Here is a 13,069-nt window from a genome sequence, read left to right as displayed (position 1 = left end):
ACTTGTCACAGCATTAGTGAATTTTTTTTTACAGTTATCGCAAAAATCATTAATTCTATGCCTACTAATATTATGCTACTTCTTTATATTTTCCATAAGTTTCTCTACGTTTTTTAGAAAACATCTCTTTATTCTCTATAATCATACAGCATTAAAGCAAAATACCATAACTTATACAAAAAATCTAGTTCTAAATATTACATATTATCGAATTTAATTAATCTTTCTCACCGCTATCAGGCGTTTAAGGTGAAGCAGTGGAAAGCCATAGCATGGTCTTTCATCAAATCACGTTGATTTTGTTCAAGTAAGCCTTTGGAAAATTATATGCATCTGTTTATAAAATACTGATAGACAAACAAAAAAAAACTTATATCATTTGCGTCATTGATACAATGCTTTCTTTGCTCTTTTACACTGATTGTCCCAATTTATAAGCCTCATTCAAAGCCTTAGTATTCTTAATATCGCCTTTGTCTTTAACACCTCTTGCAACAACGCAGCCAGCATCTTCTAGATGGAAGAAATTAAGGCAAAGTTTATACTGAGTGATTATGCTGTCGAATAACTCAGGAAGGGTTGATGCACCAACTAGCAGAAGGGCAGTCTTCTTGATGTTGAAAATATCACGAATCGGATTGTGACAACGATCAATTAAAGCTTTCACTTGCGCACTGAGTCCATAGAAATATACAGGTGAAGCAATTACAAGCATATCTGCTTGTTTCATTTTCTCGTAGATGTCAATCATGTCATCCTTCTGTACACACGTATTGTTCTCACTCTTGAAACAGGCATTGCAGCCTATGCAAGGAGCAACCTTATTATCATGCACTGATACAATTTCTACGTTGTGGTTCCGATATACCGTTGACGAAATCCTCAACTATTAAGTCTGTATTTCCGCGTTTTCTTGGGCTTCCTGATAAAATCAATATATTCATTTTAATTATTTTGTTTTAGTTCAAATAATAAGAAGTCTGTCCAACCTTTATTTTCAGCATACAGATGTTTTTTGCCACGATACTCAAACCCTATGCGCAGGTAAATCTTATGGGCTAGTGTGTTTGATGACTATTTTGGAACCAAACAATTAAATATTACTTTCATCTGAAATTAATGGATTTGCTACATAATATTTTCTACATTCTTGAGCAGACAATATCACAAATAAATTATCTTTTGCTTTGCTATCATTTTATTTTTTGGTAATTTCGCAAGGACAAATAGATAAAAATATGGAGACAAAGATAATTATAAATAACGATAAAGTAATTATAACATATTATAAGGTGCGCAAATTATTTAAAATATGCCAATAAGTTTACTGCCAACATTGCTGATGGCTATCCTTGTTGTAGGATATACACCTGGACCTGCTAACATTTATGCACTTTCAATGTCTATTCGGCATGAAAAGCGAAGGGTACTCACCATGTGGTTGGGACTGCTTATTGGATTCTCAACAGCTGTGGTTATTCTAGCCATATTCACTCATTTATTAGGCACTGTGCTTGGTTCATACATTGGCTATGTGAAGTATCTTGGCGCAGCCTACATCATGTGGTTAGCATGGAAGATATACCATAGCAGTGGACAGACAAAGAAAGACAATAGAGATTGTACATTCTGGAGTGGTTTCATTGTGCAAATGACAAATGCAAAGATACTATTATTCGATCTTACTTGCTTCAGTTCGTTTGTACTTCCCTACTCTAACAAGCTCTGTGATCTGCTAGTTGTATCAGCAATGCTACTTATTGCCGGTCCTGGAGCCAATCTTGTTTATGTTTTTATAGGCACGTATTTAAATCATTTCTTTAGTAAATATCGCAAACAATCTGACATTACAATGTCACTTGCTCTTGCATTATGCGCTATTTATATCGTTTTAAATTAAACATAAATATCATGGAAGATATAATATTAGAATCAGTTCGTTTTATAGCAACAGACGATGAAAGCATTAGAATCGTTGAGAGACTCAAGTCTGAAGGAGTTTACGGTCAAGAAGACAGTCAATATTTATTTATGGATATTGTAATCGTATCTTCAGCTAAAGGATTTGAGAACATCCCTAACGTGCTTTCAAAAAACACTCCGGCAACACGAACAGTGATAATTAAGACAAATCCGTCATTAGTAGTTGACGATGATATTAATTATTATTCGGTACTCTCATTTTTTAATGATGCAGATGTCTACAAAGAAATAAAGACATTACTATTACTTATTCGCATAAACGTAAAAATTTATGGATTAAGTGGTCTTGACACAAATGATTTCTTTACCTTGACTAAAGGCAGAAAAATGATATCAACAGCATCGTATGCATATAAAGATAACATTGATGAAGCTATTAATAAGCTTAAGAAAATTAAACTTCAGAATAATGGCGAATACCTATTGTTATTCACAGTCCAACATGATCATAGTGAAGAAACAACAGTTGAAATGTTATCTATTAAAAACTTCATAGACACATTCCCGGAAAAAGCGACCCTTTATTGGAACTTATTTGAGTCATCTGTTAAGCAAGTTACATTATTTACCTCTATTTCAATTTGAAAATAATGAACTAATAGCACACGTTCTGCAAGGAAAAGAGTTAAAGTACTTAATTGAACAACTAACAAGCTCTTCCATAAATATCAAGCAAATCTGCAAAGGTTGACCATGGCGGTGTCTTAGTGAAACAAAGAAGGGGACGGATTCCGTTGGGGAGGTGCTTGGCGGAGCCATCAGGACCATCAACATTTCGAGAAGTAACAGACTAATTCATTTTACAAAAAAGAAGTTTTTCCTTGAAATCCTTCACGTTATCTGTAATATACTTGTATACAGGAAGATAAGTGTGAAGGAAGCCTTTTTTCCTTCACACTTCATTCACAGGCGCTTTGTTAATTATGATCAATAAAAGCAAATAAAATATTGTATTTTGTGAAGGAATAGTGAAGGAAAAAAGGCTTCCTTCACGCTGAAGTTACTTAATATCAACGCATTAGGTGAAAACGTGAAGGATTTTCGAACTAAACTCTCTCTAAATGATAAAAAATCGACGAATTTACTCTTTATTTTCAAAAGCTATGCTCCGACTATGCTAAAACTATGAGTTCACATCACTAAAGTTATGCCTTTATACTTCTGGAACAATGCTTTGATAATGTAAAAGTTATGCTTTACCTGCGTAGGTACAGGCTAATTTGAATAATATAAAGGAGGGGACTGGCTTTATCCGTTCTCCAACCTCATTTTCAAAGGTGTGGAATACTAGTCATATATTTATAGCTCGTTCACAATATATTTTTCAATTTTTGAAGGTGCAGCAGTCGGTGCAAAGCGGTGAACAACCTCACCATCCTTATTGATAAGAAACTTGGTGAAATTCCATTTGATAGCACTCCATAGTATTCCACCCTTCTTACTCTTCAGCCACTTATATAGTGGATCAGCATCATCTCCATTAACATTTATCTTCTTCAGAATAGGAAATGTCACTCCATAATTTAACAAACAGAACTCCTGTGTCTGATCGTCAGAATCTGGATTTTGATTAGCAAACTGATTGCATGGAAAACCTAAGATTACCAAGCCTTTATCCTGATATCTATTCCATAGCTCTTCAAGCCCCTTTAATTGCGGAGTAAATCCGCACTTAGTTGCAATGTTGACAATCAGCACAACTTTACCTTTATACTCTGCGAGGCTTACAGACTCGCCTTTTTTGTTTTTAACCGTGAAATCATAAAAATTCTTTGCTTTCATAATTTTATTATTTTATCTGATTCAAACGTATGAAGTATATTTTATATCGCAAGCGATTTAAAAGTAAATTGCGACATCATAATAGTCTAGTTGTATCGTGTGTGATTCAATTAATCACAATTAAAATCCAATAGTTTCTGTTGTTACAGTTCTATAATGCATCATGATGAAATTCTATGTGAGACTCTCTTCTAAGAGCAGCAATAGCCCACTTGATTCCTTTAGCCTGACGTAGATCCCCTTCTACAAAATGATTGCCTGAATTAAGTTCAAAATGTGTAGGATGACCTTGCACTTTATAGTGTTCAAAAATATGTTGCGTCTTTTCGATGGTCGTCTGTAGATATGCATTCTTTGATATACATTCCTTATCACCAATAGAAAGATAAACAGGAGCCTTAGTCATAGGTTCGTGAGTGATTACAAAATCATCGAAATCAGGATACCATAAACTTCCGGAGGCGGAAATGTAAGCCGCGAACTTGTCTGTACGATACATTGCATAGAGAGAAAAAAGCCCCGACATGGAATAGCCAAGGAGTATCCGACGCGGATTATCCACTCTCAACAGTTTCTCGCAATGAGGAATCAAACTTGCAAGCATCCATCTGAGATAATCGTCAGCATTGCCTTCGAAGTTATCGTAGTTAGATATCACTTTATCTGCCGGATATGGTGACATATCTGCATCCCAATCTATCTTCGAGATAACCACAAGATGGAATGGCAAACAATTCAATTCCTCACATGATTTAAGAATAGACTTGGTTCCATCGCCGTAACTATTGCAATAAACGATAACATCTGTTGGCTCCAATGATGGAGTTATCGTGATGTCGTAATCGTCTAATATCTCTTTCATACTTCTACAGTTTATAATAATCTGTCATTCCCTTAAATCCTAATTTCTGATACATCCTCTTACCACATTCTGATGATTCGAGATAAATCTTTGTGATACCCAGAGCTCTAGCCTGATTAACAAGCCAGGAGACTATTTCCATACCATATCCCCTAGAGCGATACTGAGGACGAACATATATGTTCATCAAGTAAGCACATCTACCAGATGGATTTTCTGGTGATGGCATTTCATTATAGAGGCATAAGCCGCCACATCCTATTTCATCATCATACAGGCAAGCTATATGTCCACCACGAGTAATCTCTTGCATATAGTATTCACGATTTGCCGCCTCCAATGCTTTCCAATCTACATTTTCAGAATCTGCAAACACCTCGTGCAACACTTCCATACGCCACGACATCAACATGTCGAGCTCGTCAATATTTACACTTCTTATATTCATATCAAGCTACTTTTAATATAATCGGTAAAGCCTTTATGTCCACCTTCCCATTAGGTGTGAGCGGCATTGTCTCAAGTTTGACGAAAAACTCTGGAATCATATATGATGGTAGAAAATTTGCCATATTTTCGCGCACCCTACTCATTCGAAAAGCCAGTTTATCCTTCGGCACAATATAAGCCGCAAGATAAGCTAGGCCGTTCTCGTCGTTATGTGCCAGCACAACACCCTTTTCCACGTCAGGACAGCAACAAAGAATGTTCTGAACCTCAACGGTTTCTACTCTCTTGCCAAGAATCATCACCTGGGTGTCCTTGCGATGTAGAAATATTATGGTACCATCACTTTTCATTAGCCCCAGATCGCCCGAACAATACATCATCCTACCATCTTCTAACTTCACATAAGCTTCGTTTTCCTTCTCACGATGTTCACCGATATATCCTCGCGAAACTCCTCCTCCTAAGATACATATTTCACCGATGCTGCCATTAGGAACCTTTTCCAACTTATCATTTCTTATTTCTATCTGAGTTCCAAGTACAGGCTTCCCTATTGGATAAGTACCATCTGGCTCTGCCTTTACATTATTCACATGACAATAAGATGCACAAACCGTGGTTTCGCTTGGACCGTATGTATTATATATTTCGAATTTATCAAGAAGATTAGTAATATAATCTTCTCTTAATACGTCACCGCCACTTATCAGCACTTTAAGTGAAGACGGAACGTTATCAAGTTTATTCATCTCCAATAAGAGGTATGGGAAACCGCTAATTTCTGTTATTTGGTGTTCCTCTATGAAGTCCATCACACGGTTAATGTCAGCCTTTATGTAGTCTGAGGGAATGGCAAGTGTAGCACCATTGCAGAGCGTAGTAAACACTTCCTCAACAAAGATATCGAATGAACATACAGAATACTGAAGCATCTTGTCTCCAACTATGGTATGGAATTCATTCTGGAAAGCACAAATATAGTGACATACATTGCGATTTTCCACGGTCACTCCTTTAGGCATACCTGTAGAACCACTAGTATATAGCACGTAAGCAATTCCATCCGCAATAGATTTATCCTTAGACCTTGCATTCTTGTCAATGACCATTCCCTGTTCGATAAAATACAGATTCAATCCTTCAAGTTTTTCTCCATACATCCCATTAGTAATCACGAAGTCTACCTTGCACTCATTCATGATAAACTTAATTCTATCAGTTGGGAAAAATGGTTCAACTGGTACATATCCTGCCCCAGCCTTCAATATAGCAAGCATTGTGGCAATCTGCTCCACGCCATGATTCATCACAACGCCTATAAGTTTAGGATTATTTGTGCCAAATCCATCTACTATCGTGTCTGCAAGTGCATTGAGCTCAGAAAAGGTTAGACTTCTTCTTTCATCAAACACAGCTACAACATCTGGATTAATCTCCACCTGTCGCATAAAAAAACTATAAATTGTCTCTTTCATATCACACTATCTCTTTTACATTTTTTAAAGTAAGGAAGGCTGATTTTCGGTCGATCTGAAGATAAGCAAAATTATTAAGGAAATGCGGATCATTGAAAAAAAAGAGCAAAAACTGACCGTGTAACATTATGATGTGCCTATATATGTATTCATCACATCATCAGGTAATACAACCTTCATTATTATGTTTATTTTGTTGTTTTATTGCAATAATTATAGTTGCAAATATAATAATAAAATAAACAGTCTCCAAATTATTCTTTGGTTTTATAAACATTGAAGAACAATTGCTGGATAGTTCATTAGCAACATGAAGTTACTTCTTGATAATTAATTATTTCCGAATTTAGTGTATTATTATGGAGAAAATATATAACTTTACCGAATGTATAACTAATATAATACAAATATGAAAAGTTTTAATGCAAAGCCTTGGCTGTTGCCACAGCCTGTAATCATTATTGGTACATATGATGAGAATAACGTGCCTAACGCTATGAATGCTGCATGGGCAGGTCAGTGGAACATAAATGAAATCATGATTTCGATGGGTAATCACAAGACTACTCGCAATCTGAATGCGTGTGGCGATTTCACTGTTGCTTTTGCTTCAAAGGAAACTATGGTTGCATCAGACTATGTTGGAATTGTCAGCCAGAAAAATAATCCTAATAAGATACAGAAGTCTGGACTCACAACAGAGAAAGCTCCGAACGTGAATGCACCTGTCTTCACCGATTATCCAATGACACTTGAGTGCCGCATCAAGGAGAAACTGAATGAAAGCGAAACAGGTTACTACATCATTGCTGAAGTGGTTAATATCCTCTGCGACGAGAAGTATCTTGCAGAAGATGGTAAACCAGATGTTGAGAAAATGGACCTTATCACTTTCGATCCAGTTCACATGGGGTATATTAAACTCGGCGAGCGTGTTGGTCAGGCATTTGATGAAGGAAAGAATTTAAAATAGGAATGAAAGAAACACTACTACATTCTCGCAAAGACGATCCATTCTATCCCATCGTGCGGTGACAGGGTTGTACTGGCGTGCTCCGTAGTCGTAGGTGTTCAAGCCATGCATGTTGTCAAACTCCTTTCCATTATACTTGTGTTTTTGATCAAAGTAGCAAGTGGTGCCATCGCAGAACTGCATTCCAAACGGATAGTAGGCGATAGTCTGGACGACATTTCCTGTTTGGCTGCCATCTACTTCCGTTAATGCGCTATTTATATCGTTTTTAATTAATAATAGAACTATCATGGAAAATATAATATTAAAATCGGCTCGTTTGATAGCAACAGACGATGAAAGCATTAAAATCATTGAAAGACTTAGGTCTGAAGAAGTTTACGGTCAAGAAAATAACGAGTGGCAATTAATGAATATCGTACTCGTATCTTCAACTGAAGGAGTCGAAAACATCCCTAACGTGCTTTCAAAAGATTCTCCAGCAAAACGAACAGTGATAATTAAGACAAATCAGTCATTAGTAGTTGACGATGATGCTAATTATTATTCGGTACTTTCGTTCTTTAATGACGCAGATGTCTACAAAGAAATAAAAACATTACTATTCCTTATTCGCATAAACGTAGAAATTTATGGATTAAGTGGTCTTGACACAAATGATTTCTTTACCTTGACTAAAGGCAGAAAAATAATATCAACCGTATCATATGCATATAAAGATAACATCGATGAAGCTTTCAATGAGCTTATGAAAATTAAATTGCAGGATAATGGTAAATATCTATTGTTTTTCACTATTGAGCACTATGATAGTGAAGGACTTGCATTCGATATGTTACCCGTGGAAAACTTCATGAACACATTCCCTAAAAAAGCCACCCTGTATTGGAACTTATCAGAGTCATCTGATAAGTTCGTTATACTATTTACCTCTATTTCAATTTAAAAATAGTGCACACACACCACTATTGATACTTGCGTATGCGTACGTCAATATTTGTGTCAGAAAGCAAAGTTTTTACCTGCTCTACGTCTGTATTGCCAAAATGATATGGGAAAAGCACTTTAGGGTTGAACATCTTGGCAGCTCTTGCAGCCTGCTCAGGAGTCATCGTGTAAGGCTGGTTTACAGGAAGAAAGGCTACGTCAATATTTTTCAGAAGGCTCAATTCTTCAATATCCTCGGTATCACCAGCTATATAAACGCGAAGTCCCCCCAATGTGAGAATATAGCCATTATCACGACCTTTAGGATGAAATTGTTCATGACCCGGAGTGATGTTATAAGCAGGAACAGCATCAATCATGATCCCGTTGCTCATCTTGAAATGATCGCCATTCTTCATCACCTTTGCATTTTTGAGTTGTTTGGCCGAGTTTGGATTAGCAATCAGCAGGGTGCTCTTCTTAGTGAGTGTTGCTACAGTCTCTGGATCCAGATGGTCGAAATGCTCATGAGTGACGAGGATGAGATCGGCTTTAGGCAACAAAGTGTAATCAGTTTCTGGCGCATATTTGGCCACAGGATCGACCTCTATTTCTTTTCCATCATACACGATGCGCATGCTACCATGCTTGATAGCATAAATATCTACAGTCTTTCCATTAGGAGCCTTGAATGTATCACGCTCAAAATCCTGTGCACAAGCTGTTGTCAACATGGTTACAAATAATAATAACATTTGAAATTTCTTCATATTCATATCTTTTTTGAACTATACTACCATTATTTTTCATTTGCAAAGATAATAATTTTTTCATTATTCGATTATTGGTATTTTGCTTTTAATCTCTTTGGAAGGCTATTCAATACAAGATTATAGGATTCCAGAATCCAATCCTTGATTTGATCTGAGGCAAAAGTATTCTCAATTAGTATGTCATTCCAATGAATTTTATTCAGATGATACCCAGCACGAATTGTTTCGTAGCTGTCACGCAGACTCTGTCCCTTCTCGGGAGGCAGCTTGATAGAGATACGAGGTTCTGCATATTCAAGTGGTAGATGCAGGAATATCTTACCCTCAATCCGGAACACTATCATATCAGGACCGTATGGTGAGTCCTCCGTGACTCCCAGGAGTGAAAGGCAATATTCTCTAACTTGTTCTATGTCCATTTTAGCAATTACTTTGTCTGTGTGTAACCTTCTTTCTTCAAAATCTCTACCATTACGCTGGCGATGGTCTCCTTGGATAGTGATCTCGCCGTTCTTCACACTACCGCCAACGCCACACTTCTGCTTTAAATTTATTCATCTTGCCAAGTCATTTTAACATGTGGTAGCCCTTGCCTCGCTCAGTAATGATGACACGACCAATAGAGGTAAGTTCAACATCACATTAACGATGCAAATATAATTCTTTTTTATTTATTTTATGATAGGTTGAGCCAGAAAATATGGAGTTAATGCTTAAAGATAAAACGATAGAGATATATGAAAAGTCTATGCGACCAATTACAACATAAACTGTGTAAAGCAACTATAAAATAGCATGACACAGTTTATGTTTATTGACATTAATTCAAATGTTATTTTATTATCATAATTAATCCCGTTACGACTGTTATACTGATAACAAGTATTTTAAACCATTTATCTAAAACATCAGCTTTTATCCTTTTCAGTAAACTTGGGCCTATTAAAGCTCCAATCGCTGCACTACCTCCTAATAGAATTATTAGTATAAAATTGATATGTCCTACTGCGAAGTGACCAAACAGACCTGAAATAGCATTAAAAAACAATACGAAAACAGATGTTCCAATAACCATATTTGCAGGAAAACGAAGCATATATAATCCCATAATAATGGGAAATGTTCCGCTAATCCCAAACAAACCAGCCATAATGCCCGATAATAAACCAAATATTAAGCTTATAGATACCGTCGTTAAATTTATTTTTTTCAAGTTATCAGGATTATCAATATACTTATTTTCTTTTTCCTTCTTTTTGAAAAATATTGGAATAACTAAAAGTATAGCAACTGTTCCAAAAAGTTTCCTAAGGATGAATGGTGGTATTAATGTTGAAAAAAAGACCCCTAGCAATGTACCTATTATTCCTGTTATACCGAAAATTAGACCTATTGATACATTTACATTCCCCTGTTTATAATGAGCGTAAGCACCAAATATGGTTGTTGGTATAATAGAAGCCAATGAGGTTGAAACAGCGACCTGAATAGGTACATTAAATAAAATGGTAAGCAAAGGGACGTAGAGGCCACCGCCACCACCGCCAAACATAGATACCAAAATGCCTATTACCAAACCGAATAGTGGTAAGAACAAGAAAGATGTATTAAAATCGAAAATCATATTTTGTTATATTTTTTAAGTTTATCTGATGCCTTTTTTAGAACAGGTTTGCCATGTCCTGGAAGTAATACTTCAAATTCTAAATGTTTAATTTTATTTATTGTTTTTACTGCTTCCGATATATCGGAAGTCGCTATAGTATTAAACCCCTTAATATTTGAATGTTTATCAGTTATAATTGCATCACCTGAAAATAAGACAGTTCCTGCATTATATAAAGAAATGCTTCCTTCGGTATGCCCTGGACTAGAAACGACCCTTAATCCGCCAATAAAATCACCTTCTTTTAATATAATATCAGGAGCTATGTTTGGATTCTTTATAAATTTGAATAGTATACCGAAAATTAAACCAATTATTCCTTTTCGTTTTTTATTCTTTTCGCCCAAAAGATAAGGAGCTTCTTTTTCATGAATGGCAACCTTAGCTCCAGTAACATTTTTCAAATCAGCGGCACTACCCATATGGTCAATATCCGAATGAGTAAGGATAATATATTTAATTTTCTCCATAGATATCCCCATTTGAGAAATCTGACTGAGAATTTTTACTGCGCTACCAGGCATCCCTGTGTCTATTATCGAAACATCACTGTTATCAGATATGTATAGATATGAGTTAGCTCCTCTTATCTTTTCAAATAAATACACATTTTCATTTATTTTCATTTTTTTTATTTTTAGTTATTTTAAAAAGTTTATCAGTATTTTTTATGTAGTAAATATCGTTTATTATCTTCATTAAAAATGTTGTTATAACATATCATTGCATATAGCAACTATATGATTAAAAAAAATCAAGGTTCAGCCATACTCTTAAAATGGGCTGCAACTTTATAAAAAGTATTTAATTCAGATACTGTAAGACCTTGTTCAAGATCTTCAATGATTAACTTAAGAATACACTCATATTGTTTTATTATTTCCTTACCCTTTTTTGTAACCATTAAATAATTTTTACGTCTATCTTTAGTATCCGCTACTCTTTTGACTAATCCTTTTGTTTCTAATGAGTCAATCAATCTCAATATGGTTGATTTATTCTTCCCCATCATATCAGCCATATCTTTTTGTATTACTTCATCCTTTTTCTGATCTATAGCATGCAGCAACTTAAACTGCTCAGTAGTTATCTTTAATTTTAGTTCTGCCTGACCTTTAATACGTTTTTTTATCGCATGGAACATCTCTTCTAATATGACATGTCCCTTTTTTATTTTTAATATTGAATTCTGATCTATCATTTTTATTATTTTTATTTATACTTCTAATAATATACAATAAATGAACTGCTCAAAGAGTGCTGACTCCGCACATTTTATTCATTAAAATTAAACTGCGGCAAAAATAAAATAATTAATTGTTATATGCAACTTTTTTTATTGAATATTTTATTAAAATCAATCTTTTGTAATGTTATTATATTTTATTAACTATAAATACATTATCAAAGATCACTTTGTTTGTGTATAACCTTCTTTCTTCAAAATATCTACAAGTCGTTGGCGATGGTCACCTTGGATTATAATCTCTCCATCTTTTACAGAACCTCCAACGCCGCATTTTTGCTTTAAGAGCTTACAAAGATTCATCATATCATCTTCAGGGCCAATAAAGCCTTTCACGAGGGTCACAGTCTTGCCACCACGCCCTGCACGTTCCATATTCAGCCTCAACTTCTGCTGATTTTTAGGTATCGTCACCATTTCATCCTCTGAATTCTCAGAATAGCCGAAATCTGTATTCGTGGAGTAAACTACGCCTACTCGTTTTTTTCTATCAACATCCTTCTTTTCAGATGCTTCAACATTATCGCCTGTTGCTCCAAGAGCAGCCAAAGCACTTTTCCAATCTGCCATTATTATATTCTTTCAATGTTAAACTCACAGGTCTGAATCCGTCTGTGCAACGTATTATTGACCTTAAGTATAGATGTTATCTTTTACTTGCTTCATTAATCAAAGAGTTTCTTCCAAATCCACAACACAACCACTGCACCAAGAACGCAGAATACGAAATTTGTAATATAGCCCTTCCCAAATAATTGTATGTTCAGCAAATGACTTATTAAAGTTCCTACATAACTACCAACTATGCCAATGATAAGGTTCATGCAACATCCTTTACCTTGACCGCTCATAATTTTGTTTGCAATGTAGCCGATGATGATACCTGTCAGTATCGGCCATGCAGTGAATTCTACAATGTGTTCTAACATATT

The 13,069-nt window shown here is 35.4% G+C and carries 17 protein-coding genes and 1 pseudogene; 5 read left to right on the top strand and 13 right to left on the bottom strand.

The window, feature by feature from the left end; genetic code table 11:
- Positions 1-412 precede the first annotated feature (412 nt).
- A complete protein-coding gene (locus XYLOR_RS03630) occupies positions 413-835 on the bottom strand; it encodes a flavodoxin family protein (protein WP_211242068.1) in 423 nt (140 codons plus the stop codon).
- A gap of 477 nt (positions 836-1,312) precedes the next feature.
- Between XYLOR_RS03630 and XYLOR_RS03625 the strand changes: the two genes are divergently transcribed.
- The 3 genes and pseudogenes from XYLOR_RS03625 to XYLOR_RS14140 form a co-directional block, all read left to right on the top strand.
- Complete coding sequence (locus XYLOR_RS03625) at positions 1,313-1,900, top strand: LysE family transporter (protein ID WP_036877044.1); 588 nt, start codon at positions 1,313-1,315, stop codon at positions 1,898-1,900.
- Positions 1,901-1,911: 11 nt separating this feature from the next.
- Complete coding sequence (locus tag XYLOR_RS03620; RefSeq protein WP_154655657.1) at positions 1,912-2,568, top strand: hypothetical protein; 657 nt, start codon at positions 1,912-1,914, stop codon at positions 2,566-2,568.
- Positions 2,569-2,706: 138 nt separating this feature from the next.
- Positions 2,707-2,769, top strand: a pseudogene (locus tag XYLOR_RS14140) (M15 family metallopeptidase); the annotation flags it as partial.
- A gap of 513 nt (positions 2,770-3,282) precedes the next feature.
- On the opposite strand, the gene XYLOR_RS03615 reads toward XYLOR_RS14140, so the two are convergent.
- The 4 genes from XYLOR_RS03615 to XYLOR_RS03600 form a co-directional block, all read right to left on the bottom strand.
- Positions 3,283-3,765 (bottom strand): glutathione peroxidase, encoded by a 483-nt coding sequence (locus tag XYLOR_RS03615; RefSeq protein ID WP_036877041.1) that lies wholly within the window; start codon positions 3,763-3,765, stop codon positions 3,283-3,285.
- Between the two features lie 151 nt (positions 3,766-3,916).
- Positions 3,917-4,627 carry an alpha/beta hydrolase gene (locus tag XYLOR_RS03610; RefSeq protein ID WP_051508848.1) on the bottom strand — a complete coding sequence of 237 codons (711 nt, stop codon included), beginning with the start codon at positions 4,625-4,627 and terminating at the stop codon, positions 3,917-3,919.
- A gap of 4 nt (positions 4,628-4,631) precedes the next feature.
- Positions 4,632-5,075, bottom strand: a complete 444-nt coding sequence (locus tag XYLOR_RS03605) for a GNAT family N-acetyltransferase (RefSeq protein ID WP_036877039.1) — start codon at positions 5,073-5,075, stop codon at positions 4,632-4,634.
- Between the two features lies 1 nt (position 5,076).
- The gene (locus XYLOR_RS03600; protein WP_036877038.1) at positions 5,077-6,552 is read right to left on the bottom strand and encodes an amino acid adenylation domain-containing protein; all 1,476 of its coding nucleotides are present in this window, start codon (positions 6,550-6,552) and stop codon (positions 5,077-5,079) included.
- Positions 6,553-6,961: 409 nt separating this feature from the next.
- Between XYLOR_RS03600 and XYLOR_RS03595 the strand changes: the two genes are divergently transcribed.
- The gene (locus tag XYLOR_RS03595) at positions 6,962-7,525 is read left to right on the top strand and encodes a flavin reductase family protein (protein ID WP_036877036.1); all 564 of its coding nucleotides are present in this window, start codon (positions 6,962-6,964) and stop codon (positions 7,523-7,525) included.
- On the opposite strand, the gene XYLOR_RS14090 is transcribed toward XYLOR_RS03595, so the two are convergent.
- The gene (locus XYLOR_RS14090; RefSeq protein ID WP_051508847.1) at positions 7,517-7,816 is read right to left on the bottom strand and encodes an RHS repeat-associated core domain-containing protein; all 300 of its coding nucleotides are present in this window, start codon (positions 7,814-7,816) and stop codon (positions 7,517-7,519) included. The two genes, XYLOR_RS03595 and XYLOR_RS14090, sit on opposite strands and share 9 nt — an antisense overlap.
- Between XYLOR_RS14090 and XYLOR_RS03585 the strand changes: the two genes are divergently transcribed.
- The gene (locus XYLOR_RS03585; protein ID WP_036877034.1) at positions 7,815-8,471 is read left to right on the top strand and encodes a hypothetical protein; all 657 of its coding nucleotides are present in this window, start codon (positions 7,815-7,817) and stop codon (positions 8,469-8,471) included. The two genes, XYLOR_RS14090 and XYLOR_RS03585, sit on opposite strands and share 2 nt — an antisense overlap.
- 19 nt (positions 8,472-8,490) lie before the next feature.
- On the opposite strand, the gene XYLOR_RS03580 is transcribed toward XYLOR_RS03585, so the two are convergent.
- The 7 genes from XYLOR_RS03580 to XYLOR_RS03550 all read right to left on the bottom strand — a co-directional run bounded on the left by XYLOR_RS03580 (position 8,491) and on the right by XYLOR_RS03550 (position 13,066).
- Positions 8,491-9,222, bottom strand: a complete 732-nt coding sequence (locus tag XYLOR_RS03580; RefSeq protein ID WP_309477139.1) for an MBL fold metallo-hydrolase — start codon at positions 9,220-9,222, stop codon at positions 8,491-8,493.
- A gap of 71 nt (positions 9,223-9,293) precedes the next feature.
- Complete coding sequence (locus tag XYLOR_RS03575) at positions 9,294-9,743, bottom strand: MmcQ/YjbR family DNA-binding protein (RefSeq protein ID WP_245601942.1); 450 nt, start codon at positions 9,741-9,743, stop codon at positions 9,294-9,296.
- Between the two features lie 314 nt (positions 9,744-10,057).
- A complete protein-coding gene (locus XYLOR_RS03570; protein ID WP_036877030.1) occupies positions 10,058-10,849 on the bottom strand; it encodes a sulfite exporter TauE/SafE family protein in 792 nt (263 codons plus the stop codon).
- Positions 10,846-11,517, bottom strand: a complete 672-nt coding sequence (locus tag XYLOR_RS03565) for an MBL fold metallo-hydrolase (protein ID WP_036877028.1) — start codon at positions 11,515-11,517, stop codon at positions 10,846-10,848. Before XYLOR_RS03565 ends, XYLOR_RS03570 begins: the two co-directional genes overlap by 4 nt.
- A gap of 128 nt (positions 11,518-11,645) precedes the next feature.
- Positions 11,646-12,092, bottom strand: a complete 447-nt coding sequence (locus XYLOR_RS03560) for a MarR family winged helix-turn-helix transcriptional regulator (RefSeq protein WP_036877026.1) — start codon at positions 12,090-12,092, stop codon at positions 11,646-11,648.
- Between the two features lie 210 nt (positions 12,093-12,302).
- Positions 12,303-12,707, bottom strand: coding sequence for a translation initiation factor (locus XYLOR_RS03555; RefSeq protein ID WP_036877025.1), 405 nt, complete (start codon positions 12,705-12,707; stop codon positions 12,303-12,305).
- Between the two features lie 95 nt (positions 12,708-12,802).
- On the bottom strand, positions 12,803-13,066 hold the full coding sequence (locus XYLOR_RS03550) for a GlsB/YeaQ/YmgE family stress response membrane protein (protein WP_036877024.1): 264 nt from the start codon (positions 13,064-13,066) through the stop codon (positions 12,803-12,805).
- Positions 13,067-13,069: the final 3 nt, after the last annotated feature.

The organism is Xylanibacter oryzae DSM 17970 (genome assembly GCF_000585355.1).
GTDB lineage: Bacteria > Bacteroidota > Bacteroidia > Bacteroidales > Bacteroidaceae > Prevotella > Prevotella oryzae.
This window is presented reverse-complemented; position numbering and strand designations above follow the sequence as displayed.